General features: G+C 64.7%; 28 protein-coding genes. 13 read left to right on the top strand and 15 right to left on the bottom strand.

Annotation, left to right across the window (positions count from 1 at the left end):
* The first annotated feature begins 62 nt into the window (after positions 1-62).
* From obgE to lptG, 8 genes are all read left to right on the top strand, one after another.
* Entirely contained in the window at positions 63-1,109 is a 1,047-nt protein-coding gene (gene obgE / locus AC1DRD_RS04710; RefSeq protein ID WP_478040495.1) for a GTPase ObgE, read from the top strand.
* A 49-nt stretch (positions 1,110-1,158) separates the two neighbouring features.
* Entirely contained in the window at positions 1,159-2,277 is a 1,119-nt protein-coding gene (proB, locus tag AC1DRD_RS04705) for a glutamate 5-kinase (RefSeq protein ID WP_478040494.1), read from the top strand.
* Positions 2,274-3,179, top strand: a complete 906-nt coding sequence (locus AC1DRD_RS04700) for an SDR family oxidoreductase (RefSeq protein WP_478040493.1) — start codon at positions 2,274-2,276, stop codon at positions 3,177-3,179. Before proB ends, AC1DRD_RS04700 begins: the two co-directional genes overlap by 4 nt.
* A 60-nt stretch (positions 3,180-3,239) precedes the next feature.
* Positions 3,240-3,485: an acyl carrier protein gene (locus AC1DRD_RS04695; protein ID WP_066809585.1), complete on the top strand. Its 246-nt coding sequence runs from the start codon at positions 3,240-3,242 to the stop codon at positions 3,483-3,485.
* Between the two features lie 23 nt (positions 3,486-3,508).
* On the top strand, positions 3,509-4,771 hold the full coding sequence (gene spt, locus AC1DRD_RS04690; protein WP_478040492.1) for a serine palmitoyltransferase: 1,263 nt from the start codon (positions 3,509-3,511) through the stop codon (positions 4,769-4,771).
* A 49-nt stretch (positions 4,772-4,820) separates the two neighbouring features.
* Positions 4,821-6,767: an ATP-binding protein gene (locus AC1DRD_RS04685; protein ID WP_478040491.1), complete on the top strand. Its 1,947-nt coding sequence runs from the start codon at positions 4,821-4,823 to the stop codon at positions 6,765-6,767.
* Positions 6,768-6,867: 100 nt separating this feature from the next.
* A complete protein-coding gene (lptF, locus tag AC1DRD_RS04680; RefSeq protein WP_478040490.1) occupies positions 6,868-8,097 on the top strand; it encodes an LPS export ABC transporter permease LptF in 1,230 nt (409 codons plus the stop codon).
* Complete coding sequence (lptG, locus tag AC1DRD_RS04675) at positions 8,094-9,194, top strand: LPS export ABC transporter permease LptG (RefSeq protein WP_478028496.1); 1,101 nt, start codon at positions 8,094-8,096, stop codon at positions 9,192-9,194. Before lptF ends, lptG begins: the two co-directional genes overlap by 4 nt.
* Positions 9,195-9,317: 123 nt before the next feature.
* On the opposite strand, the gene AC1DRD_RS04670 is transcribed toward lptG, so the two are convergent.
* Positions 9,318-10,409 (bottom strand): fatty acid desaturase family protein, encoded by a 1,092-nt coding sequence (locus AC1DRD_RS04670; RefSeq protein WP_478040489.1) that lies wholly within the window; start codon positions 10,407-10,409, stop codon positions 9,318-9,320.
* Between the two features lie 172 nt (positions 10,410-10,581).
* Here AC1DRD_RS04670 and AC1DRD_RS04665 point away from each other — a divergent pair, with 172 nt between their 5' ends.
* Positions 10,582-11,736 carry an N-acetyltransferase gene (locus AC1DRD_RS04665; protein ID WP_478040488.1) on the top strand — a complete coding sequence of 385 codons (1,155 nt, stop codon included), beginning with the start codon at positions 10,582-10,584 and terminating at the stop codon, positions 11,734-11,736.
* A 90-nt stretch (positions 11,737-11,826) separates the two neighbouring features.
* Here the strand turns inward: AC1DRD_RS04665 and AC1DRD_RS04660 are convergent, their stop codons facing one another.
* From AC1DRD_RS04660 to AC1DRD_RS04620, 9 genes are all read right to left on the bottom strand, one after another.
* The gene (locus AC1DRD_RS04660; RefSeq protein ID WP_478028492.1) at positions 11,827-12,081 is read right to left on the bottom strand and encodes a hypothetical protein; all 255 of its coding nucleotides are present in this window, start codon (positions 12,079-12,081) and stop codon (positions 11,827-11,829) included.
* A gap of 48 nt (positions 12,082-12,129) precedes the next feature.
* Positions 12,130-12,378 (bottom strand): hypothetical protein, encoded by a 249-nt coding sequence (locus AC1DRD_RS04655; RefSeq protein ID WP_478040487.1) that lies wholly within the window; start codon positions 12,376-12,378, stop codon positions 12,130-12,132.
* A gap of 190 nt (positions 12,379-12,568) precedes the next feature.
* The gene (locus AC1DRD_RS04650) at positions 12,569-13,351 is read right to left on the bottom strand and encodes a transporter (protein ID WP_478040486.1); all 783 of its coding nucleotides are present in this window, start codon (positions 13,349-13,351) and stop codon (positions 12,569-12,571) included.
* Between the two features lie 40 nt (positions 13,352-13,391).
* Complete coding sequence (gene xth / locus AC1DRD_RS04645) at positions 13,392-14,162, bottom strand: exodeoxyribonuclease III (RefSeq protein WP_478028487.1); 771 nt, start codon at positions 14,160-14,162, stop codon at positions 13,392-13,394.
* Positions 14,163-14,231: 69 nt separating this feature from the next.
* Positions 14,232-14,570 carry an iron-sulfur cluster insertion protein ErpA gene (gene erpA / locus AC1DRD_RS04640; RefSeq protein WP_478028485.1) on the bottom strand — a complete coding sequence of 113 codons (339 nt, stop codon included), beginning with the start codon at positions 14,568-14,570 and terminating at the stop codon, positions 14,232-14,234.
* A gap of 113 nt (positions 14,571-14,683) precedes the next feature.
* Positions 14,684-15,868: a M23 family metallopeptidase gene (locus tag AC1DRD_RS04635; protein ID WP_478028484.1), complete on the bottom strand. Its 1,185-nt coding sequence runs from the start codon at positions 15,866-15,868 to the stop codon at positions 14,684-14,686.
* A 118-nt stretch (positions 15,869-15,986) separates the two neighbouring features.
* A complete protein-coding gene (locus AC1DRD_RS04630; RefSeq protein WP_478040485.1) occupies positions 15,987-16,793 on the bottom strand; it encodes a ferritin-like domain-containing protein in 807 nt (268 codons plus the stop codon).
* Between the two features lie 47 nt (positions 16,794-16,840).
* Positions 16,841-17,308, bottom strand: coding sequence for a peroxiredoxin (locus AC1DRD_RS04625; protein WP_478028481.1), 468 nt, complete (start codon positions 17,306-17,308; stop codon positions 16,841-16,843).
* Complete coding sequence (locus AC1DRD_RS04620; protein ID WP_478040484.1) at positions 17,295-19,979, bottom strand: bifunctional [glutamine synthetase] adenylyltransferase/[glutamine synthetase]-adenylyl-L-tyrosine phosphorylase; 2,685 nt, start codon at positions 19,977-19,979, stop codon at positions 17,295-17,297. Before AC1DRD_RS04620 ends, AC1DRD_RS04625 begins: the two co-directional genes overlap by 14 nt.
* Before the next feature lie 138 nt (positions 19,980-20,117).
* Here AC1DRD_RS04620 and AC1DRD_RS04615 point away from each other — a divergent pair, with 138 nt between their 5' ends.
* On the top strand, positions 20,118-20,315 hold the full coding sequence (locus AC1DRD_RS04615; RefSeq protein WP_478040483.1) for a hypothetical protein: 198 nt from the start codon (positions 20,118-20,120) through the stop codon (positions 20,313-20,315).
* Positions 20,316-20,454: 139 nt separating this feature from the next.
* Here AC1DRD_RS04615 and AC1DRD_RS04610 read toward each other — a convergent pair whose 3' ends face one another.
* The 3 genes from AC1DRD_RS04610 to AC1DRD_RS04600 all read right to left on the bottom strand — a co-directional run bounded on the left by AC1DRD_RS04610 (position 20,455) and on the right by AC1DRD_RS04600 (position 22,353).
* Positions 20,455-21,141, bottom strand: coding sequence for a sigma-70 family RNA polymerase sigma factor (locus AC1DRD_RS04610; protein WP_478028477.1), 687 nt, complete (start codon positions 21,139-21,141; stop codon positions 20,455-20,457).
* A gap of 88 nt (positions 21,142-21,229) precedes the next feature.
* Positions 21,230-21,364, bottom strand: a complete 135-nt coding sequence (locus AC1DRD_RS04605; protein ID WP_478040482.1) for a hypothetical protein — start codon at positions 21,362-21,364, stop codon at positions 21,230-21,232.
* A 188-nt stretch (positions 21,365-21,552) separates the two neighbouring features.
* The gene (locus AC1DRD_RS04600; RefSeq protein ID WP_478028473.1) at positions 21,553-22,353 is read right to left on the bottom strand and encodes a response regulator; all 801 of its coding nucleotides are present in this window, start codon (positions 22,351-22,353) and stop codon (positions 21,553-21,555) included.
* Between the two features lie 297 nt (positions 22,354-22,650).
* Between AC1DRD_RS04600 and AC1DRD_RS04595 the strand changes: the two genes are divergently transcribed.
* From AC1DRD_RS04595 to AC1DRD_RS04585, 3 genes are all read left to right on the top strand, one after another.
* Entirely contained in the window at positions 22,651-22,740 is a 90-nt protein-coding gene (locus tag AC1DRD_RS04595; RefSeq protein WP_478028472.1) for a NepR family anti-sigma factor, read from the top strand.
* A 3-nt stretch (positions 22,741-22,743) separates the two neighbouring features.
* Entirely contained in the window at positions 22,744-24,330 is a 1,587-nt protein-coding gene (locus tag AC1DRD_RS04590; RefSeq protein WP_478040481.1) for a sensor histidine kinase, read from the top strand.
* Positions 24,331-24,628: 298 nt separating this feature from the next.
* Entirely contained in the window at positions 24,629-24,763 is a 135-nt protein-coding gene (locus AC1DRD_RS04585) for an entericidin A/B family lipoprotein (protein WP_478028469.1), read from the top strand.
* Positions 24,764-24,784: 21 nt separating this feature from the next.
* On the opposite strand, the gene tatC is transcribed toward AC1DRD_RS04585, so the two are convergent.
* Together tatC and AC1DRD_RS04575 are read right to left on the bottom strand one after the other, a co-directional pair.
* The gene (tatC, locus tag AC1DRD_RS04580; RefSeq protein WP_478040480.1) at positions 24,785-25,561 is read right to left on the bottom strand and encodes a twin-arginine translocase subunit TatC; all 777 of its coding nucleotides are present in this window, start codon (positions 25,559-25,561) and stop codon (positions 24,785-24,787) included.
* Positions 25,562-25,564: 3 nt separating this feature from the next.
* The gene (locus tag AC1DRD_RS04575; RefSeq protein WP_478040479.1) at positions 25,565-26,074 is read right to left on the bottom strand and encodes a twin-arginine translocase TatA/TatE family subunit; all 510 of its coding nucleotides are present in this window, start codon (positions 26,072-26,074) and stop codon (positions 25,565-25,567) included.
* Between the last annotated feature and the right edge of the window lie 4 nt (positions 26,075-26,078).

The raw sequence follows: 26,078 nt of genomic DNA, 5'->3' as shown, positions 1-26,078 counted from the left end.
TTCGAATATGGGAATGACGGTCGGGGGTTAGCAGCGCGGCGTTCCGCGGCTAAGGCGGTTCAATGCACTTCCTCGATCAAGCCAAGATTTTCGTCCGTTCGGGCGCCGGCGGCCCCGGCGCGGTCGGCTTTCGGCGCGAGAAATTCGTCGAATATGGCGGCCCCGATGGCGGCGATGGCGGCAAGGGCGGCGACATCGTGTTCGAAGCCGTCGCCGGGCTCAATACGTTGATCGACTTCCGCTACACCCAGCATTTCCGTGCGCCGCGCGGGACCGGCGGCGCGGGGTCGAACCGCACCGGTGCCGGCGGCGACGATCTCGTCATCAAGGTGCCGGTCGGCACCCAGATCCTGGCCGATGACGAAGAGCGCTCGCTGCTCTTCGACCTCACCAAGGTAGGCCAGCGCATCGTCTTCCTGCGCGGCGGCGACGGCGGTCGCGGCAATGCCAGCTACAAGACGTCGACCAATCGCGCGCCGCGCCAGCACGGTACCGGCTGGCCGTACGAAGAAGCCTGGGTGTGGCTCAGGCTCAAGCTACTCGCCGATGCCGGGCTGGTCGGATTGCCCAATGCCGGCAAGTCGACCTTCATCAACCAGGTGACCAACGCGCAGGCCAAGGTCGGCGAATATGCCTTCACCACGACGCGGCCCCAATTGGGTGTAGTGCGGCACAAAGGGCGCGAATTCGTCGTGGCCGACATTCCCGGGCTAATCGAAGGCGCAGCCGAAGGCGCCGGAGTCGGCGACCGCTTCCTGGGGCATATCGAGCGCTGCCGCGTGTTGCTCCACCTTGTCGACGCCAATGATCCCAACGTGGCCGAAAGCTATCGCATCGTGCGCGACGAACTCGAAGCCTATGGCGGCGGGCTGGTCGACAAACCGGTAGTGGTCGCACTCAACAAGATCGACACGCTCGACGACGAGCTGATCGCTGCCTTGTCCGCCGAACTCGAGGAAGCGACCGGCGCCGAGGTAATCCCGATTTCCGGCGCGAGCGGCGTCGGGGTCGATTGGGTGCTCGACAAATTGCTCGAAGCGATCCCGACCAACGACTCGCCCGTGGACGACGACGGCGCCGAGGATGAGGTGCAATGGTCGCCGCTGTAATCGTTTCGCCGGTAGCGGGACGGCGCGACGCCCGCTAAGCGCAAGCGCGATGCCCGAAACCTCGCCCTTTGCCGCGGCAGGCTGCCCGCGCTTGATCGTCAAGGTCGGGTCGTCGCTGCTCGTGACGCCGGAAGGCGAAGTGCGGCGCGACTGGCTGGCGGGACTCGCCGCCGATATCGCCGCAGCGGCACGGGGCGGACAGCAGGTCGCGATCGTCTCATCGGGCGCGATCGCGCTCGGCGCCCGACGACTCAAGCTCACCAAGGGCGGACGGGCGAGCCTGGAAGATGCGCAGGCCGCCGCCGCCACTGGCCAGATCGCGCTGAGCCAGGTCTGGGCCGAGTGCCTCGGCGCCGAGGGGTTGACCGCCGCGCAGATGCTGGTGACGCTCGACGATCTAGAGGATCGCCGCCGCTATCTCAACGCCGCGGCGACCCTGGGCCGACTGCTCGGGCTCGGCGTGGTGCCCGTGATCAACGAGAACGATTCGGTCGCGACCGAGGAAATCCGCTTCGGCGACAATGATCGGCTGGCGGCGCGGGTCGCGCAGGCGGCGGGCGCACAAGGTGTGCTGTTACTGTCCGACATTGATGGGCTCTATGACCGCGCGCCAACCCTGCCCGGCGCGACGCTGATCGATCGCGTACCGCGCATCGACGCGACGATCGAGGCGATGGCGGGCGGGTCGACGTCCGGCATGGGGTCGGGCGGCATGACCTCGAAAATCCAGGCCGCCAAGATCGCGACCCGCGCCGGCATCGCGCTGGCGATCGCCTCCGGCCGGGTGGATCATCCCTTCGCACGTTATGTCGAGACCGGTCATGGCACGCTGTTCCCGGCGCAGCGCGCCGCGCCCGCACGCAAGGCGTGGCTGGGCGGGCGGCTCACGGTGCGCGGGACGGTCCATGTCGATGCCGGCGCGGTTGCCGCGCTCAACCAGGGCAAGAGCCTGTTGCCCGCCGGCGCCGTTCGGATCGAGGGCGACTTTGCGCGTGGCGACCTGATCGTGATCGCCGGTCCTAGCGGCGTGATCGCGAGCGGGCTCGCCGAATATGACGTGGCCGACGCCGTGCGGATCGCGGGCAAGCGCAGCGACGAGGCCGCCGCGATTCTGGGCTATGCGCCGCGCGCCGCGCTCGTCCATCGCAACCACATGGTGCTGGCATGACCGTTATCGCGGTCACCGGCGGCACCGGGTTCGTCGGCAGTCATTTCATCGAACTTGCTTTGGCCCAGGGCCATCAATTGCGCGCGCTGACGCGGCGGCCGCAGCCGGAGCGCGCCGGAATCACCTGGATCGAAGGCGCGCTCGACAAGCCGGACAGTCTGACGGCGTTGGTCCAGGGCGCCGACGCGGTGCTGCACATTGCCGGCGTGATCAACGCGCCCGACCGCGCGGGCTTCGCCGCGGGCAATATCGAGGGGACGCGCGCGCTGATCGCCGCGACCGAAGCAGCCGGCGTCCGCCGCTTCGTGCAGGTATCGTCGCTGACCGCGCGCGAGCCGGACTTGTCGCTCTATGGCTGGTCCAAAGCGGAAGCCGACAAATTGCTGATCGCCAGCAATCTCGACTGGACGATCGTCCGCCCGCCGGCAATCTTCGGCCCGCGCGATCAGGAGATGCTCGAGCTGTTCAAGCTCGCCAAGCGCCATGTCGTGCCATTGCCCCCGGTCGGCGGACGAATGTCGGTGATTGCTGTCGGCGAACTCATCCGGCTGTTGCTGGCGCTCCCGACCAGCAACGCGCTGATCCGCGAGATCGTCGAACCCGACGACGGCAGGCCCGATGGCTGGGACCATCGCGATTTTGCCCGCGCGATCGGCGTTGCGATGGGCAGCAAGGTGTTGCCGTTGCCCCTGCCCCGCCCGATCCTCGACGCGATCGCCGCGCTCGACGGCCTGTTCCGCGGCAAGAACGCGAAGCTGACACCTGACCGCGTCGCTTATTTCTGCCATCGCGATTGGGTCAGCCATGCTCGGCCGCCGACCGACGTCTGGGCGCCGCAAGAGGAAACGCCAACCGCGCTGACTGCCACCGCGCAATGGTATCGCGCCCAAGGGTCGCTATAACCCTGCCGGAAAGCCGCCGCATTTGGCGGGCAACGCCTTCGCGACCACAAGGACATGACAATGAGCGACCGCGCAGCAATATTCGAGACCGTCACCGGCCTGATCCAGCCGTTCAACAAGAAGGGCGTCGCTCTGTCCGACGCGACCACCTTCCAGCACGATCTGGAGTGGGACAGCCTGACCGTCATGGATTTCGTCGCGGCGATCGAGGATGAGTTCGACATCATCATCACCATGAACATGCAGGCCGAGATCGAGACCGTCGGCCAACTGGTCGATGCCGTCCAGAAGCTGAAGAACGCCTGACCACGGTGGACAAGGAAGACACGATGACCGACGCTATCGACACTGCCGAGGCGCTGCCCGAGCATCCCGCCACGGTCGCCCCCGAAAGCGATCTGATGTCGAAGTTCGACGGCCTGATTGCCGAGCGCCAGGCGTTGCTCGACAGCGGTGTGACCGATCCGTTCGCGATCGTGATGGAGCAGGTGAAGTCACCGACCGAGGCGGTGATCAAGGGCAAGGAGACGATCCTGCTCGGCACCTACAATTATATGGGCATGACCTTCGACCCCGACGTCATCCAGGCGGGCAAGGACGCGCTCGACCAGTTCGGATCGGGCACCAATGGCAGCCGCATGCTCAACGGCACCTTCCGCGACCATATGGAAGTCGAGCAGGCGTTGCGCGATTTCTACGGGACGACCGGGGCGATCGTGTTTTCGACCGGCTATATGGCCAATCTCGGCATGATCTCGACGCTCGCCGGCAAGGGCGAGTACGTCATTCTCGACGCCGACAGCCACGCCTCGATCTATGACGGTTGCAAACAGGGCTATGCCGAGATCGTCCGCTTCCGCCACAACGATGTCGAGGACCTCGACAAGCGGCTCGGCCGCCTGCCCAAGGAGCCAGGCAAGTTAGTCGTGCTCGAAGGCGTCTATTCGATGCTGGGCGACGTCGCGCCGCTCAAGGAGATGGTCGCGGTCGCCAAGAAGCACAATGCGATGGTGCTGTCCGACGAAGCACATTCGATGGGCTTTTACGGGCCCAATGGCCGCGGCGTGTACGAGGCCCAAGGTTGCGAAGACGATGTCGACTTCATCGTCGGCACTTTCTCCAAGTCGGTTGGTACGGTCGGCGGCTTCTGCGTCTCCAACCACCCCAAGTTCGAGGCGATCCGCCTGGCCTGCCGTCCCTATATCTTCACCGCCAGCCTGCCGCCGTCGGTCGTCGCCACCGCGGCAATGTCGATCCGCAAGCTTCAACACGCGCACAACAAGCGCGCGCATCTGTGGGAAAACGCCAGGCAATTGCATGGCGGACTGACCCGGATGGGCTTCAAACTGGGCACCGAGAACCCCGACAGCGCGATCATCGCGGTGATCCTGGACGACCAGACCCAGGCAGTGATGATGTGGCAAGGGCTGCTCGACAGCGGCGTCTATGTGAACATGGCGCGGCCCCCGGCGACTCCGGCCGGCACCTACCTGCTGCGCTGTTCGCTGTGCGCGGAACACACGGCCGACCAGATCGCCACGGTGCTGGAGCGCTTCGAAGCGGCAGGCCGAGCAGCGCGCGCGATAAATTGAGGGAACCTACGGGGTTTCCTAGATTCAACCGATTCGGTACAAGACGGCCATGAGCGGGAACGACGCCGAGCCGGGGCTCGTCGATCAGGCACGCACGGTCTGGCGGGGCATTGCCCTGGCGGTCATGGCGTTACTCGGCACCGGCATCGTCGTCGCGCTGATCGTCATCCTGTCGGATACGACCGCGCAGCGTGATCGCGCGCTCAAGGCGCAGAGCCATAGCTATGACGTCATGATCCTGGCGCGCACGCTGTCGGGCACGATAGCGCACGCCGAAGCGGCGCTGGGACGATACGTCATGAGCCGCGACCAATTGGTCGGTCGCGAATATTATGACGAATGGAGTTCGGCGGGAAACCAGATCGACCGGCTCGATGCGCTGACCAATGACAATCCGATGCAGCAGCATTTGATCGACCAGTTGCGCGCCACCTATGCGGAACGCGGCAAGGAATTGGCGGTCACCGCGCTCAGCACCTCGTACAAGAAGGACAGCCAGGCCTATTCGCGCTTCTACGCCGCGGGGAAGTCGGCAACGTTGCGTGATATCGACCGTCAGCTCGACGCGATCATCGATTCCGAACACGGATTGCTTGACCAGCGCGTCGCGGCAGCGGCGGCATCGATCCAGCGCTCCAACACCGTTGCGATGATCCTTGCGCTGTTCGGCATGCTGATCCTGAGCGCGGCGGTCGTGCTCGGCTGGTTGACGATCGGCGTGATGCGCGAGCGCGCCGCGGCGCGAGCCGATGCCGATGTCGAACGCGAACGGTCGGCGGTGCTCGAAGATGCGGTGAACGAAGCCACCCAGGCATTGCGCGCGCAGGAAGCCAAGCTGCGCCAGGTGCAGAAGATGGAAGCGGTCGGCCAGCTGACGGGTGGAATCGCCCACGATTTCAACAATATGCTGGCAGTCGTTCTGGGTGGGTTGGAGCTCGCCCGGCGCACGCTGAAGAGCGATCCGCAAGGCGTCGGCCGTCATCTCGACAACGCCACCGAGGGCGCGCATCGCGCCGCCGCGCTGACCCGGCGCCTGCTCGCTTTTTCGCGCGAGGAGGCGCTCAACCCCGAACCGCTCACGCCGATCGCCGCGATCGAGGGCATGTCCGATCTGCTCGACCGCACGCTGGGGGACGCGATCACGGTGGAGACGAGCGACGACGGATCGGCCTGGCATATCTGGGCCGACCGCCACGAGCTTGAAAACACCATCCTCAATCTCGCGGTCAACGCGCGCGACGCGATGGACGGTCGCGGGCGGCTGACGATCCGAGCCAGCGCCAGGACGCTCGCGGCCAATGAGATCGGCCATTGCCTGGCGGGCGACCACGTCGCGATCGCGGTCAGCGATAGCGGCTGCGGCATGGCGCCGGAAGTTCTGGAGCGGGTGTTCGAGCCGTTCTTCACGACGAAACCGGTCGGCAAGGGCACCGGCCTAGGGCTCAGCCAGATCTTCGCCTTTGTTCGTCAATCGGGCGGCGAGATCGCGATCACCTCGGTTGAGGGCAAAGGGACCACGGTGACGCTGTATCTCCCCCGTCACGTTGGCGTCGGAGACGTGGCGGCGAAAACAGATACGGCGATGCCCTCCGCGGTGCCGTCGATACGCGGCCTCGGCGTGCTGGTGGTCGAGGACGATCCGCGCGTCCTCAACGCCACGATCGGCGCGCTGGAGGAACTGAAACATCGTGCCGTTCCGTGCCCCGACCCGCTCGACGCGCCGCGCATCCTCGACGATCTTGGGCCATTCGATCTGGTCATCACCGACGTGCTGATGCCCGGCCAGACCGGGCCGGAGATGATCACCGGATTGTTGGGACGCCGCCCCGATCTCGCTGTGCTATTCGTCACCGGTTATGCCGGCGAGGGGTCGGCGGCCGATTTCGGCGGACGACCGGTCCTGCGCAAACCGTTCACTATCGCCGGGCTGGAACGGGCGATTGCCGATGCGATCGCGGATCGACCCACGCCGACGGACCAATTGGCCGCCGAATAAAGGCAGTTTTTCCGGCTGACGCGGACCGAATGCCGCCCTATAGCCGTTCGATCATCTCCCTAGCCGCTCCCGGCCGAGAAGGATCCGTTTTCCGTCAGCCATGAAGTCCATCGACCGCTACATGGCCCGGCTGATCGCGTTGCCGCTATTCTCCACTCTGGTGATCGCGGCGATGCTGCTCGTGCTCGACCGCATGCTGCGGCTGTTCGACTTCGTCGCGACCGAAGGCGGGCCGATCAGCGTCGTGTGGCAGATGCTGGCCAATTTGCTGCCCGAATATTTCGGCCTGGGCATCCCGATCGGGCTGATGCTGGGCTGCTTGCTCGCCTTTCGGCGGCTGGCGACCTCGTCGGAGCTCGACATCCTGCGCGCGGTGGGGATGAGCTATTGGCGGCTGCTGCGCGTGCCGTACATGTACACGATTGTCCTCGCGATCCTGAACCTGTTCATCGTCGGCTATGTCCAGCCCAAGGCGCGATACGCCTATGAGAATCTGCGCTACGAACTGCGCACCGGCGCGCTCGGCGCCTCGATCAAGGTTGGCGAGTTCACCACTTTCCCGAATAACGGCCCGACCGTGCGGATCGAGGAAAGCAAGGATGAAGGGCGCGAGCTGAAGGGCATCTTCGTCCAGCGCAACGACGACAAAGGCGGCTCGTTTGCAGTCACCGCGGAAAAGGGCAAATTCTACGCCGCGCCCAATCCCGACGAGATCATCTTCCAGCTGACCAACGGTACGCTTGTCAGCAAGGAGGCGAAGGTCGCGGTGCCGCGCGTGCTGCGCTTCAACATATGGAACTTCCCGATCCGCTTGCCCCCGACCAGCGCGTTCCGCGCGCGCGGCGGGCGCAATCTGGAATTCACGCTGCCCGAACTTGCCCAGATCGGCCGCGATCGAACGCAACCCGAACCGCTGCGCGATACCAGCCGCGCCGCGTTCCATTTCCGCATCACCGAGGTGGTGTCGATGTTCCTGTTGCCGATGCTGGCGCTGGCGCTCGGGGTCCCGCCCAAGAGATCGTCGTCCGCGCTGGGCGTGTTCCTGTCGATCGTGATCATCGTGACCTATTTCAAGGTCAACGAATATGGCGAGGGGATCGGCGGACTGGGTCGGGTCGACCCATTCATCGCCTTGTGGGTGCCGTTCGCGATCTTCGCCGGACTGGTGCTGTGGATGTTTCACACCATCGCGTTCGTTCCCGGCGGCCAGCCGATCGGCGCGCTGGAACGCGTCTTCGCCAAGATCAGCAAGGTAGTCGTGCGCTGGCTTCCATTCCGGCGGCCACGCCGCAACGGCGATGACGACGAGCCGGAGGCCCAACCGGCATGATCTCGATGCAGTTCTTCCCGTCGCGAACGGTGACGATGTACATGGCGAAGAGCTTCCTCGTGCGCACCTTCGCGGTGCTCGCGGCGCTGGTCATCGTCCTCCAGTTCCTCGACGCGCTGAGCGAATCGGGACGGATTCTCGCCCATGCCGGCAACGGGCAGGCCGAAGTCTGGCATTATATCAGCCTGCGCACGCCAGAGATCATCGCCCGCTTCCTGCCCTATTCGGTGCTGCTCGGCGCGATCATCACCTATTCGACGCTCAATCAAAATTCGGAAGTGATCGCGATGAAGGCGTCGGGCCTGTCGGCGCATCAGGTGCTGGCGCCGATGATCATCGCGGCGATCGGCGTCGCGGCTCTCAGCTTCGCGTTCAACGACCGGATCGTGAGCCGGGCGACTGCCACGCTCAACCGCTGGCAAAAGGTCGATTATGCACCGATCCCTATCGACCGCGGCGATCGCGTCAACATATGGACGCGGTCAGGGGACGATCTGATCAACGTCAAGCTGGTCAAGGGTCGCGGCGACGCGGCAACCCTGACCGACGTCACATTCTACGACCGCGACAAGGCCGGCGAGCTGCAGGCGACGATTTCCGCTCCGCATGGTCGGCGCGAAGGCAAAGGCTGGCGGATCTGGCCGGCCCAGAAGTTCGACGTCACCAGCGGTGTGGCGACCAACCTGGGCGCTGTAGTGGTTGGTGAAGGCGTGCGCCCGGACCAGTTCACGCTGGCGACGGTCGATGCCGATGGCCTGTCGTTCACCGAATTATGGTCGGCGATCGGCGACCTCAAGGCAGCGGGCCGCCCGACCAAGGCACTCGAAGGCGATCTGTGGCATAAACTGTCCGGGCCGCTATCCTCGATCCTGATGCCGTTGCTGGGCGCGATCGCGGCGTTCGGCATCGCGCGATCGGGCAAGCTCTTCATCCGCGCCGTGGTCGGCATGGCACTGGGCTTCACCTATTTCGTGGTCGACAATTTCGCGCTCGCGATGGGCAATCTCGGCGCCTATCCGCCAATGCTCGCGGCCTGGGCGCCGTTCGTGCTGTTCCTGATGATCGGCGAGGCAGTCCTGATCAGGACTGAGGAATAGCCGCTCCCCTCTCGCTGGCGGGAGGGGCTGGGGGAGGGCCTGTTGTCCGCTCTACCCAAAAGGGATTCTCGGGAAGGCGACACGCCCTCCCCTAACCCCTCCCGCCAGCGGGAGGGCAATAATTCAACGCGGTTGAAACGTGCTCTTCACCAGCCGCGTCGCGAGGTGCGGCAGGCCCTTGTAATTGCCCTTGTGATAAGGCGAGTCCGGCTCGAGCGCCGCGGTGATCCGGCGATGCGCGGTGCCTAGCGCATGATAAGGCAGCCCCGGCAGCAGATGATGCAGCGCGTGATAGCGCAGCCCAACCGGTGCCCATAGCATCGGCAGCACCGCCGGCGGCGGCACGTTGACCGAATCGAGATATTGCGCGGTCACCGTCATCGCTTCGCCCTCATTCTCCCAGAGATGCGCGACTAGCGTCCGCACCTGATTGATGACCGCGACCGCCGAGGCGACGATCAGGAAGGTCACGAAGGCTTTGAGCGGGATGACCCCAGTCGCGGTCAGCGCGATCAGCGCGATCGACCACAGGCTGGCGGCAGCCTCCAGCCGGTGCCACAGCCGACGCGCCTCTCCCTCGGGCGGCCTGCGCTGGAATGACGGGTTGATCTGCAGGCCCGAATAACGCGCGACGATGACACGGCGCAGCGCCGGCACGGCCAAAGAGAGCGGCGTGAGAATGGCGTAGCGGACCAGCAAGGCGACCGGCGCCAGCGCCGACACCAGCAGGAACACCGGCAGCGTCCAGGGCTTCATCAGCGCCAGCGGCAGATATTCGGGGTCTTCCACCGTGCCGTAGCGCGTCCGGGCGTGGTGAAGATTGTGCACGCCTTCGTACATGAAGCTCGGCGTCAGCAGCGGAATGCCGACCAGCAGATTCCAAACCAGCCGGAAACCCGGCACCGCCGAATGCTTGATGTGGGTGAGTTCGTGGATGAAGCTTTCGGCGCGATACAGGGCGAGAACCGCGACGGCGCCCGCCGCGATCGCCCAGCCGGTCGACGGCGCTAGGATCGCGCCGGCCAATGCCGCGTAGCCGATCGCCGCCGACAGCAGCATGTCGGACCAGTAGATGCGCGGATTGGGCACGTTGAGGTCGCGGGTCAGATCCGCCGCCGCCTTCAGCATTGCCCTGTCGTCGTCGATCCGCGCGCGCACGGGCGCGGCGCTGGCCGCGCCGGCGGTGCGGCGGTCGAGAGTCACAATTGTATCCATGGGGAGCGCCATTGGCCGAACATAGTGGCGACACGGTGGCATTCCAACGACGAAGCCGCCGCTGATCAGGGTGATCGCAATTCCTCATCATGCGTAAAACGGCACGCCGCCGGGATTGTCGAAGCAACGGACAAAGCCTAACGCGCGGACTGTTCCAGCGCATGAGGTGCCGATGCCCGGTCAAGTGACCATCCGCCCGATCGACAGCAAGGGCGACCTGAAGAAGTTCGTCGCCCTGCCCTATCGTCTGTACAAGGACGATCCCAATTGGGTGCCGCCGCTGAAGGGCGACGCGCTGAAAAAGCTGATCCCGGGCAAGAACGGCTGGCTGAGCCACGCCAAGCAGCAATTGTTCCTGGCCGAGCGCGACGGCAAGGTCGTCGGGCGCATCTCAGCGCATATCGACACCTTGGCGCTCGAAATGCCGGCCGACCAGGGTTTCGGACCCGGCTGCGGCCAATTCGGCTATTTCGACGCAGAGGACGAGGCGATCGCGCAGGCGCTGATCGCCGCCGCCGAAGCGTGGCTGAAGGATCAGGGCATGGACCGCGTGCTCGGGCCGTTGAGCGCGTCGATCTGGGAAGAGCCCGGCTTGCTGATCCAGGGCTTCGACCATCCGCCGACGATCATGATGGGGCACAACAAACCCGAATATCAGGGCTGGATCGAGCGCGCCGGTTATCAACCGGTCAAGCAGGTCATGACTTATGATCTCGACATCTCCAAGGACTTCCCGCCGATCGTCCAGCGCATCGTCCAGATGGGCGAGCGCAACGAGCGCATCCGCATTCGCGAGGTCGACAAGTCGAAGTTCGACGAGGAAGCGGCGATCATCCTCTACATCCTCAACGATGCCTGGTCGGACAATTGGGGGTTCGTGCCGTTCACCCCGCCCGAGATCGACGATATCGGCGTCATGCTGAAGCCGATCGTCTATAACGACCTGATCCGTATCGCCGAGCTCGACGGCAAGCCGGTCGCGTTCATGATCACGCTCCCCGACCTCAACGAAGCGATCAAGCCGTTGAACGGCAATTTGCTGCCGTTCGGCTGGGCGAAGCTGTTATTGTGGCTGCGCAAGCCCCAGGCGAGGACGATGCGCGTCCCGCTGATGGGGGTGATCAAGGAATTGCAGGCGTCGCGGATGGCGAGCCAGCTGGCCTTCATGATGATCGAATATATCCGCCGCGCCGCCATTTCGAAATACGGTGCGACGCGAGGAGAGATCGGCTGGGTGCTCGACGACAATCAGGGCATGAACGCCATTGCCGACGCGATCGATAGCAAGGTCAACAAGGTCTATCAGATCTACGAGAAACGAATTTGAGCTGGCCGCGATCTATTAGCGGCAGGTCCCAACAATATTCCGACCCTGGCCGCACGGGGCCATTGGTGTACGACCAGGGCCGAAAACCGCTCAACGGTTGAGCGGATCGAAATTGTCTTCGCGCATCCAGGCTTCGCGAGTCTTGCAGATCTTTCGCTCAATGCGGGATCCTGTAATGGCGCCGACCACGCAATATTTCGGTTGCGCCGTGGACTCGGCGGTCGGCGTAGCGCGCGCTGCGGGTGTCGCATCGCTAGCGGTCCGCGGCTCGGCGGCTTGCGCGGAACCGGCAATCATCGTCAGTGCCGCAGCGGTGGCGAACCCTGTCATCATGGTCTTGATCATAGCTTCATCCTTTGGAACGACGCGGCGGATGCCGCGCTTCTACGTTGCTCAGTTGTTTTGCGGCTTGGTCGGGTCGACGCCTTCGACGCGCCATTGATCGAGCGTCTTGCACACCTTGCGGTCGATGATCGTGCCGGTCGTCGCGGGGACGAGGTAGCAATAGCGCGTCGACCCATTGGCGGCGGTTTGCTGACCCTTCGCGGTCCCAGCGTCGCTCTTGACCTTGCCCGAGGCGAGCGCGGGGCCGCCCACAAGGACACCCAACACCGCGACGGCAGCGATCGTGTATTTGACCATCTTCCTGCTCCTAACTAGCTGGCGGGGGTGACCAGCACGTGTATTGGTGCATTAAGTATGCCAAACACTAGAAACGTTATAGATCAATGGTTTGTGTGACGACTACAGTTGTAGACATTGGCGCAGGGAACCAAAGCGCGGGAATTCGCACCAAAGATCGGCGGAACGCGCGGCGCGGTTTACGCAGACGTCAGAAGCGGCGCGCGATCCCCGCATAAAGCTCGACATCCGGGGCATTGCGATCGAGCCCGGCGACGGCGCCGACATCCAGTTGCAGCGTCTTGCGCGGCATCCAGGCCAGCGATGCCGACGCAAGATCCTGCGTGGTCGATCCCGACGGATCGTCATCGCGAACCAGTTGGTTTTCCAGCGTGAAGGTCAACGCATCGTTCAGCGCGACACCGACGCCGACCACGCCGCTAAAGGCGAGATGCCGCCCGCGGCCGCCCTGGTCGACCGCGGCGTCGACTCCGGGCGTGATTTCTAGGTTCACGGTCTTGGAGAGATCATAGGTTACCGGCACGACCAGCCCCGCTCCCCAATCGCCGGCCCCTATCGGCGCGCGGCCGACCGGCAGCGTCACGAACGGCTGGACTGCCACCGACAGTCCGCTGCCGTCTGGATTGTGCAGATTGGCCTTGATGCCGAACGTCGCGTCGCCGGTGCGGGTCGTACGATCTACTGCGTCCCCAGCCCTTTCGCGAACGATCCCCAAGGGAGTCCAGCCAACCTGCGCTTCGACCGTATCGGTCAACCCGATCCGCACTGATGTATCGCCGATCAGCACCGTATCGGTGCGGTCGCCGCCTTGTTTGTCGAGCGTCCAGTCGCCGAGCGAGGTTTCGACCGACACCTGGCCCGGCGCCATGGTGCAAGCCGGCGTGCCGAGCCCCGGCCGCGCGGGGCAATAATCGCGGTCCTGATCGCCGGCATGCGCGACGGTGGGAGCGAACAAAGCCGTTGCGAACAGCACGAGTGTTGCGCCAGCTAGCCGGGAATGGAAGGCCATCGGCCTAGCGCAGCCGAACCCAGGTGGGGGCGTGATCGCTCGCCTTTTCGCGACCGCGATACTCCCTGTCGACGCCGGCATCGGCCAGGCGGTCGGCGGCGACCGGGCTGAGCAGCAAATGGTCGATGCGAAAGCCGGCATCGCGCTGCCATGCACCGGCTTGATAATCCCAATAGGTCCACACCCCGCCCTTGGGGTGGCGCGTGCGCAGGCTGTCGGTCCACCCCTGGGCAAGCAGCGTACGATAACGCTCGCGGCTTTCCGGCTGCATCAGCGCGTCATCGGCCATCGCGCGAACCGAGAAGGTGTCGTCATTATTGGGAATGACGTTATAGTCGCCGGCGAGTACCACCGGCACTTCCTCGGCGAGCAGATCGCGCGCGCGATCGGCCAGCCGTTCCATCCATTTCAGCTTGTAATCGAACTTGGGACCCGGCTGCGGATTACCGTTCGGCAGATAGATCGAGGCAACCACGAGCCCCTCGACATCGCATTCGAGATAGCGGCTGTGCGCGTCCTCAGGATCGCCGGCTAGGCCCCGCTGCCGCTCGACCGGGTCTCTGCCCTTGGCCAGCACCGCGACGCCGTTGAAGCCCTTTTGCCCGTGCCACACCGCGCCGTAGCCGGCCGCGCGAATGTCATCGATCGGGAATCCGTCATCGGCCGCTTTCAGTTCCTGCAGGCAAACCACATCGGGCTGTTGCTCGGACAGATATTCGACCAGCCGCTCGAGCCGCGCCCTGATGCCGTTGACGTTGTAGCTGACGATCTTCACGCGGTGCTTTCGTTCGATTGCGGCCGGCCCGCTCCCCGTGCGGAGGGCGGTTCGGTGATCAGCAAAAGCTTACACCGAGAAGGACGAACCGCAACCACAGCCCGAGGCTGCGTTGGGATTTTCCACGGTGAAATGCGCGCCGCCGAGCGTGTCGACGAAATCGACCGAACAGCCGCGCACCAGATCGAGGCTCATATCGTCGACCGCCAGCTTGACGCCATCGGTCTCGACCACGGTGTCGCCGTCCTCCAGCCCCTCGGCGAGGCCGAATTTATACTGGAAACCAGAACAGCCGCCGCCTTCTACCGAGAGGCGAAGGATGGCAGGCTTGCTTTGGCGCTCGGCGATCCACGCCACGCGCTTGGCGGCGGCGGGAGTCAGCGCAATGTTGTCGGCGAGGGTAGCCATGGTGGGGAGATAGGCGCTCGCCGCCCGCTCAGCAACACATGCGGACGGCAAGATACGAAAAGGGCCGCCCCGGTTGCCCCGGAACGGCCCCTCCTCTCGCGTCCCTCGAGAAATCAGTCGGCCGAGTCCGCCGCCGGAGCGGTGCTGACCGGAACGGCGTTGAGCTGCGGGCTCTTGATCGCCTGGAGATAATCGGCGGTCTGCAGGAACGGCATCGGATTCACCGCGCGGCCGTCGATGCGGACCTCATAATGGAGATGCGGACCGGTCGAGCGGCCGGTCGAGCCCGACATCGCGATCAGCTGGCCGCGCTTCACTTTCTGCCCGGCGGTGACCAGGATCTTCGACAAGTGACCATAACGGGTCTGGATGCCACGGCCATGGTCGAGCTCGACCAGATTGCCGTAGCCGCCCGCGCGCTCCGCACGGTCGACCGTGCCGTCGGCGGTGGCATAGACCGCGGTACCGGTCCCGCACGGAATGTCGACGCCCGGGTGGAACGCCGCGGTGCCGCGGAACGGGTCGCTGCGGATGCCGAAATTGCTGGTGAATTTGAGATTGCTGACCGGCTGAACCGACGGGATCGAGATCAGGCCGTCCTGGAGCGTATCAAGCTTCTTCCAGGTCTGGAACAGAGCACGGAATTGGGCGTCGGCGGCCATGTCGGCGGCGGCTTCTGCGCTGTCGGCGGCTTCGTACGGGCCGCCCATCGCGGCGCTTTTGGTCTGGAAGCGGCTGGGGTTGATCCCCAACGCCTTCGCCCGCTGAAGCGCGGCGATATATTTTTTCTCGGTGGTGATCCGCGCCTTGATCGCCAGCGTCACCTGATCGTGCTCGACCTGCGCCAGCGGCGCGACGACGTCGGCGGCAGCGGCAGCAGCCTCGGGATCGATCGGCTGATAGGCGACCGGCTGGACCTCGCCCTGCCCGCTGATCGCGGCGGCAAGCATCGCCTGGCGTGCCTCGACGCGCTTGGCGCGGGCATCGGCGACATATTTGATCTGCTGGATCTTGGCCTGCATGCCGGCGACCTGCGCCTCCATCTTGGCGACTTTCGCCTCGGAGGTGAGCGGCGTTCCGGTGAGGCCCGACAGCGCCACGGCGTTCACGCCTGCCTGTGCAACGCCATACGCCGAGAAGCTCAGCGTGATGGCACCCGCGACAGCAACCGCGGCCTGCGTACGTCCCGCGATCGAGAAACGACGAAGATCGCGGCCATCATGGAAAATGAAATCGCGTGTTTTGAAGAATTGGCGGCAGCGAGCGAACGCCTCCTGCAAATTCGTAAGTTTGATCATGCGTCCCCGGCGACCCTGGCGACGATCCCCGCATTAACGGCGATCATGAAGATGGTTAATCCGGACCCAGCCCCTCCGCGCCCGGTTGTTACCGGTGACAAGTGCCAGCATGTCGTTTTCATGCAAGAGGCGCGTAATATTCGCGGGGCAGACCGGCAGCTTCGCGGGCTGAGTCGTTGAATGGCGGCTTAATCATGCCGCGAAAATGGCGCCGCACCAAGTCGCGCCAATGCGTTTCCGGCGCGATTCCAGTTGATTCGCACGCAGCGCGAAACCACGTCGCGCCATACGCAACATGACGTATCTCGTCGGCGAGAATACGCTTGAGGATAAGAGCGGTTCCCTCGTCGCCCGCGGCGAGGAAGCGATCGATCGTCGCCGGCGTGACGTCGAGGCCTCGCGCTTCGAGCACCATCGGCACCACGGCGAGCCGCGCAAGCGGGTCGTGCGCGGTCGCTTCGGCCGCTTCCCACAAGCCGTCATGCGCCGCGAGCGCGCCATAATGGCTACCCAATGCGCGCAGCCGCCGGTCGAGCAGCGCGAAGTGCATCGCCTCATCGGCGCCGACCGACAGCCAGTCGTCGACGAAATCGCGCGGAAAATGGCCGCCGAATCGCCCCGCGAGATCGAACGCCAAGTCGATTGCGACGAACTCGATATGCGCGAGCGCGTGGATCAGCGCGATCCTGCCGCGTTGCGATCCTCCCTTGCCACGCCGAGGCATGCGATTGGGCGGGAGCAGCTGGGGTTCGGCGGGCCGCGTCGGCCGATCGGGCATCGCGACGTCGAATTGGTGCGCCAGATTGCCCCGGCGCCAGGCGCGCACGACTGATCGAGCGCGTTTGACCTTGGCGGCGGGATCGCAGGTTTCGAGCACCGAGCGACAGGCGGCGGCGATAGTGATGCTGGTTTCGACCGAAGTCATGCGGGCGGCCTACCCTGTTGGTGAACTCACGCCAACTTCCCGCTCGCTCACCCTAGTTCCCGCACCGCGGCCAGCACCTGTTCGGCATGCCCCGGAACCTTCACCTTGCGCCAGACTTTCGTCAACTTGCCCGAGGCATCGAACAGCCAGGTCGAGCGGTCGATCCCCATATACTCACGGCCATAGAGCTTCTTCGACACCCAGGCGCCGAACGCTTCGATCACGCCGGTCTCATCGCTCGCGAGCGGCACGGTCAGCGCATATTTGTCGGCAAATTTGCGATGCTTTGCCGGCGTGTCCTTCGACACCGCCAGCACGGTCGCGCCGGCCTTGTGGAAGTCGGCCAACAGCGCGGTGAAATCCTGTGCTTCGCGAGTGCAACCGGCAGTATCGTCCTTGGGATAGAAATAGAGCACCAGCGGCTTGCCGGCGTAATCGCGCAGGTTGATCGTCGCGCCGTCAGGCGCCGTCAGCACCGCGTCGGGCAGCGTATCGCCGACATCAAGTCCCGCCATTTGTCTCTCCACTCACCGATTGCCAGACCCGCGCGACTTCCTGCCGGGTCGCGTTGAAACGCGCAACCAGCGCGTCCCAATTGTCGGCGCCGAGCGCGCGCAGGATCAGTTCGCGGGTCGGGGCCGATGGCGGCTCGTTGTCCGGTGCGACCAGCCGCAGCAACACCAGCATGCGCGTCAGGAAGCGGTAATCCTCACCGAGCGACGCGGGAACGATCCTTTCCTGCGCAAGCATGTCGATCGCCGGGTCGAGGTCGGGGTCGATCGCAACGCCCGGATGCGAGAGCTGAGCGACATGGACGGCGAATTCGAGATCGACCAGCCCGCCGGGCAACAGTTTGGCGTCGAGCGATCCCTGCGGCGGCTTGTGCCGCGCCATTTCGGCCCGCATGTCGACCGCGTCCGCGATGAGCTTCGCCGTGTCACGCGGCGCAGTCAGCACCGCGTCGATCACCGCGGCTACATCCTGACGCGCACGCTGCGACCCGAACACGGCGCGCGCGCGGGTCAGCGCCATATGCTCCCAGGTCCAGGCGTCCTCTTGCTGATATTTGGCGAAGCCGGCGAGCGACACGACCAACGGGCCCTGCGCCCCCGATGGCCGCAACCGGGTATCGATCTCGTACAGCGCGCCGGCAGCGGTCGGCACCGACAGAGCGGCGCTCAGGCGTTGCGCGAGGCGGTTATAGTAATGAACTGCGCCCAGCGGCTTGGGGCCATCGGATTCGGCGGAGAAATCGCCGGTGAAGAGATAGATAAGGTCGAGGTCGGAAGCATGCGTCAGCGCTCCGCCCCCGAGCCGCCCTAGCGCGAGGATGAGCAATTCGCTGTCGGGTACATGGCCGTGCGCACGCGCGAACTCGGCCACTGTGGCCGCGCCGAGAACCTCGATCGCGGCTTCGGCGACGCGCGCATAGCCATGCGCGACCTCCAGCGGGTCGCTGGTCCCGGCAACCAGTTGCGCGCCGAGCGCGAAGCGTTTTTCGCCGACCACGAGGCGAACCCGCTGCAACGCGGCTTCGTAATCGTCCCCCGCCTCACCCGAGCGCATCTCCTCGGCAAGCGCGGCGACATCACCGACCGGCTCCAGCGCGGTCGCGTCGATCAACCCGTCGAGCAACGCCGGCCGACGGCTCAACGCGCCCGCAAGCGGCGGTGCGTGGCTGAGGATCGTCGCCATCAATTGCCCCAATTGCGGCCGCGCCTCGATCAGACGAAAAAAATTGATCGCGCTCGGCAGCCGCGACAACATCGTGTCGAGCTGGACCAAAGCAGCGCGCGGATCGGGTGCCTGGCCGAGCGCCGTCATCAGCCCCGGCAGCACCGCCTCAAGCGCCTGGCGCGCAGCCGGGCTGCGCAACGCAGGATACGAGCCGCCACGCCATCGCTCGATCATCTGGACAGCGCTGGCGCCGTCGTCGAAGCCGATCGCGCCCAGTTGCGCCGACAGGCTGTCGGCGTCGCTGGCCAGCGCCGCCTCGTCGCGCGCATCGAGCGAATCATAGATTTGCCCGACCCGTTCGACATGCGGCCGCAGCATCGCGATCAGACCCGCGCTATCCTCGAACCCCGCCAACCGGCTTACGCCCTCAAGCGCTTCTCCCGTGCGCGGCAACGCATGAGTCTGGCGATCGTCGACCATCTGCAATCGATGTTCGACCGTGCGCAGCGCGACATAAGCGGACTTCAGCGCACTGGCCTCTTCGCTCGTGATGCGACCGCCGGCGCACAGCCGGTCGAGCGCGTCCATCGTCGCCGGGGCGCGGAGCGATGGATCGCGGCCACCATGGATCAGCTGATGAATCTGGGTGAAGAACTCCACCTCGCGGATGCCGCCTCGCCCGCGTTTGAGATCATAGCCCGGTCCAAAGGCCTGGCCTTGCGCGTGGTGATCGCGAATCCGCCGCGTGATCTCGCGAATCTCCCCAACCGCGCCGAAATCGACCGCCCGGCGCCAGACGAAAGGCCGGATCGCGTCGAGAAAACGTTGACCGAGCGCCACATCGCCGGCGCAGGCACGCGCGCGAATGAAGGCGGCGCGTTCCCAGGGCAGCGCCTGGCTTTCATAATAGGAAATCGCCGCGTCGACCGGCAACGCGATCGGCGTCACCTCCGGCGACGGCCGCAGGCGAAGGTCGACGCGGAGCACATAGCCCTCGCCATCGCGCGCCTGGAGCAGTTCGACGACGCGGCGCGCGATCCGCACCGCCGCTTCCACCGGCTCCTCGCGCACGCGATGCGGCAAGGTCGTCGGGTCGAACAGCAGGATCGGATCGATGTCCGACGAATAATTGAGCTCGTGGCTGCCCTGTTTGCCGAGCGCGATCCCGGCGAAACCGCTCACGTCGGCATCGGGCGCCCGCTCGTGGATCGCCGTGCGGATGGCGAGGTCGAGCGCGCGATCGGCGAAGTCGGTCAGCCGCCGCGTCACGCCGACCAGGTCGAGCGCTCCGGCCAGATCGGCGATCGCGACAATCAACGCTTCGCGCCGGCGCGCCCGACGCAGTGCCACACTGACGGGCAGATCAGGATCGAACGGCGCCGGATCGGGCACCACACCTTGCGCCAATTGGGCGGCGAGGTCGGGCTGCTGTTCGAGCGCGAGACGTAGGAACGGCGCGTGCGCTTCGGCCCTGGCGACGGCATCGACGAAATTCTGCGCAGTCACCATATTGGCCCAATGGTTTCAGCAAAGGCTGAAACGGTTGCGGATGACACCCTAGAGCACTCATTCGCGCGCGCCAATCGTTGCGCGAAAAGCACAATTTGATCCAGATCAATTAAACTGACGACAAAGTGGCAACAAATCGTGGCAAACGACGTTCTACGTCGCATGAGCCCGCCCAATCCGCACAGTCAGGCGACGCATTCCGACAGCCACCATGTCGTGCATCGCCCGCGCGAGAGCGATGGCGTGGGCATTGCGCTGCGCCAGATTTTTACCGGCGCGCCGAGCCTTCCGAACGACCTGACGTCATTGCTGAGGCGACTGTCGAAAGACAATTAGGGTCTCTGATCACGCGTCGATCCGACACGGAATATAGTTCAAACTAGCCAGCAGGGTGCCTAGTTTCCGAGCGACAGTTGCGACGGCCTTCGAAAAAGCAGGATGGATTTGAGGCACCTCGACCTAAGTCGAAGCCGCTCTATTCCTCGTCCTCGTCGATATCGTCGTCGCCCTGATCAGGCGCCGGGCTATGGTCACCGCTCAGGTCGTCGACCTCGTCCATGATCGTATCGAGCGCGGTGCGGCCGGGATGATCGGGGGCGTTGCGGCGCGACGTGAGTTGCCCACCGCTCAGGATCGCCTCGAGCGCGACGCGCCCGCGCGCGACGCGGCTCTTGATCGTGCCGACCGCGACCTGACAGATTTCGGCGGCCTCTTCATAGGCAAAACCGCCCGCGCCGACCAGAATGAGCGCCTCGCGTTGCGGCTGCGGCAAGAGCAGCAGCGCACGCTGCATGTCGCCCAGCTCGACATGCTTGTCCTGACTGGCGGGCGCGGCGAGGATGCGGTCGGCGACCAGATCGTCCCACTCGCCCTTAAATCGCGCGCGACGCATCTGGCTCAGATACAGATTGCGCAGGATGATGAAGGTCCAGGCGCGCATGTTGGTGCCGGCCTGAAAGCGTTGCCGCGCTGCCCATGCTTTGAGCAAGGTTTCCTGCACCAGGTCGTCAGCGAGGTCCCGGCTGCCTGACAAGGAACGGCCGAACGCACGGAGATGCGGGATCACTTGCCCCAGCTGTTCCTTGAACTCCGGATCCGACAAAGCGACGTGCTCGATCGCCTCCCCATTGTCATCCACATTGCCGGTCGCTGTGCTGCTCATGGAACTCCGTCGAACGTGGGGCCGCCAACGAGCGACCGAGAGGATACATAGGGTGACATGGGCGCCAGGGCCAAGCCGGACCGCTCCATTATTGGTGGAACAGCACCGGGCCCCAAACGATCGCCGACAGGATTACCACCGCCAGCACCAACGAAATACCGAGGACGTAGCGCATGACGCCGGGCGTCGCGCCGGCCCGTGCATGCTCGGCATCGGTGTGCACCGAAGCCTCTGAGGGAGTGGGTTCAGCCATCATGTCAAAACGCACAAATCCCGTTTTGGCTCCGTAACTGATGGAACTTTGAGTATTTAGACAGAATTCCCGAACCTTGGCTCGACAAAATGCGGCCGCCGGCGGCATCCTGTCGGATATCGCCGGCGGCCGAGCGCATGTTAAGCGAGACCCATGGGTCAAGCGGGCACGGTCGACTCGTCGAAAAACAGCGCCTGGCTGATCGCCGCCTTCACGGTCGACCGCTGGAACGGCTTGGTGATGAGGAAGGTCGGCTCGGGCCGCTCGCCGGTCAGCAGGCGTTCGGGGAAAGCGGTGATGAAGATGACGGGAACCTGGAATTCCGCGAGGATGTCCTTCACCGCGTCGATCCCCGAACTGTCATCCGCCAGTTGGATATCGGCGAGCACCAGGCCGGGGCGATCGGCCATCGCTGCGGCGACGGCTTCGTCGCGGGTAACCGCCACACCGGTGACGTCATGCCCCAAATCGCGGACAATCGTCTCGATATCCATCGCGATGATCGGCTCGTCCTCGATGATCAGCACCCGCGCACGCGTCTGCTGCTCGATCTCGGCGAGCGCTTCGGTGACGAGCTTTTCGACCTCGTCATTCTCGACGTCGATCAGATAGGCCGCGTCCTCGGTGGTGAAGCCTTCCATCGCCGTCAACAGCAGCGCCTGTCGTGACAATGGCGTCATGCGCGCCAGCCGGGCTCGCGCAATCGCTTCCTGCCCGCTGACATTGTCGCCGCTGGGCGTTTCGGTCTCGCCGGGATTGGCGCTCTGCCAGATCGCCTGGAACGTGCGGTACAGGCCGAGTCGCGGCTCGACGTCGCGCGGAAACTCCTCCGGTGCGGCGACGATCGCCTCGAGCGTGGCCCGGACATAGCGGTCGCCATGTTCCTGGCTTCCCGTCAACGCCCGCCCATAACGACGCAGGAACGGTAGATGAGGGGCTAGCTGCTGACCGAGCGACATGACGATTTCAATCTCCCCGATAGGATGCCGGCCTTTAGTGGGGGCCCGGCTTGGTGAATGCAACGCGGCAAATTTTCTGTTCGCTAGTGGAACAATCGAGATCGTTTTTGGTTTCACAGACATGATGGCGCATTCTAAGCGTCGTGTCGGGACCCCCTCTTGCGGGTCGTTTTCTGTTCCGGCATGGCCGGCATGTATATGAGGGGGATTGCGTTGCAGCCTGGCCGGCCGTCGTCAAAGCGGGACAAGAAGTCCGACGACAAGGATGACAAGGGCAAAAAGGGTAGGGACGAAGCGATGGGTGCCGCCCTTCGCTCGGTCTATCATGCCGCCGCCAGCGAACCCGTTCCCGATCAGATGCTCGATCTGCTGAACAAGCTGGGATAGCCCATGGGCGGCCTGACGGCTGGTGAGCGGGCGGCGGGTACGCTGGGCGCACGCGTCGCGCGCATGCCGACCGGCGCCAAGATTTTCATGATCCTCGGCGTGGCGCTGTTGCCGTTCGCCGTGATCGCTTTCTTCGCGACCCTGTCGACCACGCGCCAGGCCGGCCAGGAAGCCGCCTCGCAATTGCGCGTCGCCGCGCAGGAAAGCTCGCGCAATCTCTCGATCGAGCTGGTCGGCGACATGACCGCGCTGACCTCCGCGATGAAGGCGCTGGCGATCGATCACGGCGATACGCCGAGCTGCGCGCGCGTGCAGGGTGTGTTCGCACAGTCATCGACCACCGGCGCCGGGTTCATGATCGTCGATGGCCAGAACCGCCTGCTCTGCGGTTCGCGCCTGCCGGTGGCGATGCCCGAACAGATGCGCGCCAGTGGATCGACCGCGCGGATCGTCCCCGACAAGGGGATCGTGCTGGCGATCGCCGCTCCGGGTGGCGAGGTGCGTGGCGCCGCTTTCTTCCCTGCGGCGTTTCTCTCGGAAATCGCCAAACCGTCCGGCTTCGCGTCCGATTATGAGGAATCGCTGAGCAGCCCTGGCAGCTCCGACCGGCTGGTGCTGCGGTCGTTGGGCGGCGACAACCCGCTCGATCTGTACGTACCGGTCCGCGCGGCACTGGGAATCGGCGACCTGTCGGTTGAAATGCGGATGCGGACCAAGGTGCTGACCTCTCCGATCCTGATCGCGCTGATCTTTCCGATCCTGATGTGGATCGCGGCTGCCGGCTTCGCCTGGTTCGTCGTCGATCGCCTGTTGATCAAGCCTTTGCGGACGTTGCGCGCCAGCGTCGCCGCCTATCGTCCGGGCGAAGTGATCGATCCGGCGGTCGTACGATCGCTGCCGGCGCAGGAAATCCGCGAACTCGGCGAGACGTTCCGGTCGCTGAGCCGGACGCTGATCCTGCATGAGGCCGGGCTGGCCGAAGGACTGGTGCGCCAGACGCGGCTGACGCGGGAGGTCCACCATCGCGTGAAGAACAATCTGCAAGTCATCTCCAGCCTGATCAATCTTCACGCGCGCGGCGCCCAGGCGGCCGAAGCGGCGCGCGCTTATGCCTCGATCCAACGACGCGTCGACGCGCTGGCGGTGGTCCATCGCCACCATTTCGCCGAGATGGAGGATAATCGCGGCCTCAGCCTGCGCTCCGTGATCGGCGAGCTCGCGTCCAACATCCGCGCGACCAGTCCCGAACATTCGGGGCTGTCGATCCTGCTCGACGTTGAACCCTGGCTGGTCACCCAGGACATCGCGATCGCAATCGCCTTCCTGCTCACCGAGATTATCGAACTCGCGATCAGCGTCATTCCCAACGCACAGATCCATATCTCGGTACGCGAGGGGGAAACGCCCGGCACCGCGATCCTGCGCGTCACATCCCCCTCGCTAGTCGATGGCGACGCGCTGGTCGGGGCGTTGGGGCAGCGTTACGCCAGGGTGATCGAGGGCCTGTCGCGCCAGCTTCGCGCGCCGCTCCACCATGACCCGCTGACCGGATCCTATGAGATCGCGGTCGCCGTGACGGGCCGCGATTAAAAAAATTTTGGCCGGTGCATTTTTTTTGGGAACAACCTCGAAAAAGGTGCGTTTGGCTTTTCGGATAGCGACCTTATGCCCCCCCGCTCTCGCTATCCACGACATAGGCCCGGAAGCGTCAACCCCTCCCCCCCCGGTGGCGCTTCCGGGCCTAAATTCGTCAAAGTCCAGTGGGATAGCCAAATAGCCAAGATGAAACGCCGCCGGAACGAATTCGGCGGCTCGATCATTGGCGTGCCGGGGATTCCCGCCAGGGATCGGCAAAAACTCAGAGTCAGAAAGTTCGGGAGAATTCATGATGAACAAGATTATCGGTCTGTCGCTCGCAGCGACGGCACTTTTGCTCGCCGGCTGCAACACGATTTCGGGTGTGGGCCGGGATGTCAGCTCGGTCGGCAGCACGGTCTCGAAGACCGCCGACAAACACAAATAAGACGGGCACAAATAGGCTGGTTCAGGCCGTTTCGGTGTCGGGGGCTGGCTGGCGATCGCGACGGCGATGCGTCAGCCAGATCACGCCAAGCGTCAGCACGTACAGGCCGACCAGCGGCAGCGCGAGCATGATCATCGACCCGGCATCCGGCGGGGCCAGGAACAGCGCCACCGCAAAACATCCCAGGATCGCGTAGCGCCACGCGCGGACGAGCTGCTCCAGCGTCACGATCCCCGCACGCTCGACCAGCATCAGCAGCACCGGCATCAGGAATGAGACGCCGAAACCGAACAGGAACTGCATGATGAACTTCAGGTAGTTGTCCGCGGCCGGCAGCGCTTCCTGCTGTACGCCGCCGACATTGCCCTGATAGCCGAGCAGGAAGTGCAGCGCGCCCGGCACCGCAAAGAAATACGCGAAGCTCGCCCCCAGCCCGAACAGCACCGGCGTCGCCAGCAGGAACGGCAGCAGCGCGCGCTTTTCCTTGCGATAGAGCCCGGGCGCCACGAACTGCCACAGCTGATTGGCGATCACCGGAAAGGCCAGCATGATTGCCGCGAAGAACGCGACCTTCAGTTGCACGAAGAACATCTCATAGGGAGACGTGTAGATGAGCTTCGGAAACCCGGCCTTGACCAGCGGATGCACCAGCACCGCGAAAATCGGTTCGAAGAAATAGAGGCAAGCGCCGAACAATAGCGCCAACGTGCCGATACTGATGAGCAGGCGTTTGCGTAGCTCGATCAGGTGATCCATCAACGGCGCGCGGCTGGCGTCGATATCGTCCTCGTCACTCATCGCCTAATCGCCCGGCGTTTCGACTGGGGCAGCCGCCTTGGGCTTGCGCGCACGCGGTTTGGGCGCGGTTGGCTCGACGGTATCCAGCGACATCGCCTTCTTGGCCGTCTTAGCGCGGGGTTTGCGCGGTGCCGGGGCCGGGTCGGTTTCCGGCGCGGCATGGATTGGTGCCGGCTCCGGAGCAATCACCGGCTGCTCGACCATCACCGGCGCGGGATCGGCATCCGACACGTCCTGTGGCTTGGGCGCCATCAGTGCCGCCATGTCCACGGTCTGCGGGAATTCGCGCATGATGCGCTCATTCTCCGCCTTCCACTTCTTTTCCATCTCCGCGAATTCCGACTCGCGGATCATGTCGTCGAAGCCGGAGCGGAACTGGCGCGCCAGCCCGCGCGCCTTGCCGACCCATTGCCCGGCGAAGCGCATCGCGCGCGGCAAGTCCTTGGGCGGAATGACGAGCAACGCCACCGCCCCCAATACCAACAATTCGGTTGGGGCTATATCCAGGATCACGGCC

The organism is Sphingomonas sp. P4_G2 (genome assembly GCF_056401155.1).
This window is presented reverse-complemented; position numbering and strand designations above follow the sequence as displayed.

Bases quoted from the DNA above. Each gene is read 5' to 3' on its own strand.
- AC1DRD_RS04670 (WP_478040489.1), bottom strand. From the start codon at position 10,409: ATGGATACAATTGTGACTCTCGACCGCCGCACCGCCGGCGCGGCCAGC.
- AC1DRD_RS04685 (WP_478040491.1), top strand. From the start codon at position 4,821: ATGAGCGGGAACGACGCCGAGCCGGGGCTCGTCGATCAGGCACGCACG.
- AC1DRD_RS04695 (WP_066809585.1), top strand. From the start codon at position 3,240: ATGAGCGACCGCGCAGCAATATTCGAGACCGTCACCGGCCTGATCCAG.
- AC1DRD_RS04665 (WP_478040488.1), top strand. From the start codon at position 10,582: ATGCCCGGTCAAGTGACCATCCGCCCGATCGACAGCAAGGGCGACCTG.
- proB (WP_478040494.1), top strand. From the start codon at position 1,159: ATGCCCGAAACCTCGCCCTTTGCCGCGGCAGGCTGCCCGCGCTTGATC.
- obgE (WP_478040495.1), top strand. From the start codon at position 63: ATGCACTTCCTCGATCAAGCCAAGATTTTCGTCCGTTCGGGCGCCGGC.
- AC1DRD_RS04630 (WP_478040485.1), bottom strand. From the start codon at position 16,793: ATGACTTCGGTCGAAACCAGCATCACTATCGCCGCCGCCTGTCGCTCG.
- AC1DRD_RS04700 (WP_478040493.1), top strand. From the start codon at position 2,274: ATGACCGTTATCGCGGTCACCGGCGGCACCGGGTTCGTCGGCAGTCAT.
- AC1DRD_RS04585 (WP_478028469.1), top strand. From the start codon at position 24,629: ATGAACAAGATTATCGGTCTGTCGCTCGCAGCGACGGCACTTTTGCTC.
- spt (WP_478040492.1), top strand. From the start codon at position 3,509: ATGACCGACGCTATCGACACTGCCGAGGCGCTGCCCGAGCATCCCGCC.
- lptF (WP_478040490.1), top strand. From the start codon at position 6,868: ATGAAGTCCATCGACCGCTACATGGCCCGGCTGATCGCGTTGCCGCTA.
- AC1DRD_RS04590 (WP_478040481.1), top strand. From the start codon at position 22,744: ATGGGCGGCCTGACGGCTGGTGAGCGGGCGGCGGGTACGCTGGGCGCA.
- tatC (WP_478040480.1), bottom strand. From the start codon at position 25,561: ATGAGTGACGAGGACGATATCGACGCCAGCCGCGCGCCGTTGATGGAT.
- AC1DRD_RS04635 (WP_478028484.1), bottom strand. From the start codon at position 15,868: ATGATCAAACTTACGAATTTGCAGGAGGCGTTCGCTCGCTGCCGCCAA.
- AC1DRD_RS04660 (WP_478028492.1), bottom strand. From the start codon at position 12,081: ATGATCAAGACCATGATGACAGGGTTCGCCACCGCTGCGGCACTGACG.
- AC1DRD_RS04620 (WP_478040484.1), bottom strand. From the start codon at position 19,979: ATGGTGACTGCGCAGAATTTCGTCGATGCCGTCGCCAGGGCCGAAGCG.
- AC1DRD_RS04655 (WP_478040487.1), bottom strand. From the start codon at position 12,378: ATGGTCAAATACACGATCGCTGCCGTCGCGGTGTTGGGTGTCCTTGTG.
- AC1DRD_RS04625 (WP_478028481.1), bottom strand. From the start codon at position 17,308: ATGGCGGGACTTGATGTCGGCGATACGCTGCCCGACGCGGTGCTGACG.
- erpA (WP_478028485.1), bottom strand. From the start codon at position 14,570: ATGGCTACCCTCGCCGACAACATTGCGCTGACTCCCGCCGCCGCCAAG.
- AC1DRD_RS04610 (WP_478028477.1), bottom strand. From the start codon at position 21,141: ATGAGCAGCACAGCGACCGGCAATGTGGATGACAATGGGGAGGCGATC.
- lptG (WP_478028496.1), top strand. From the start codon at position 8,094: ATGATCTCGATGCAGTTCTTCCCGTCGCGAACGGTGACGATGTACATG.
- AC1DRD_RS04600 (WP_478028473.1), bottom strand. From the start codon at position 22,353: ATGTCGCTCGGTCAGCAGCTAGCCCCTCATCTACCGTTCCTGCGTCGT.
- AC1DRD_RS04595 (WP_478028472.1), top strand. From the start codon at position 22,651: ATGGGTGCCGCCCTTCGCTCGGTCTATCATGCCGCCGCCAGCGAACCC.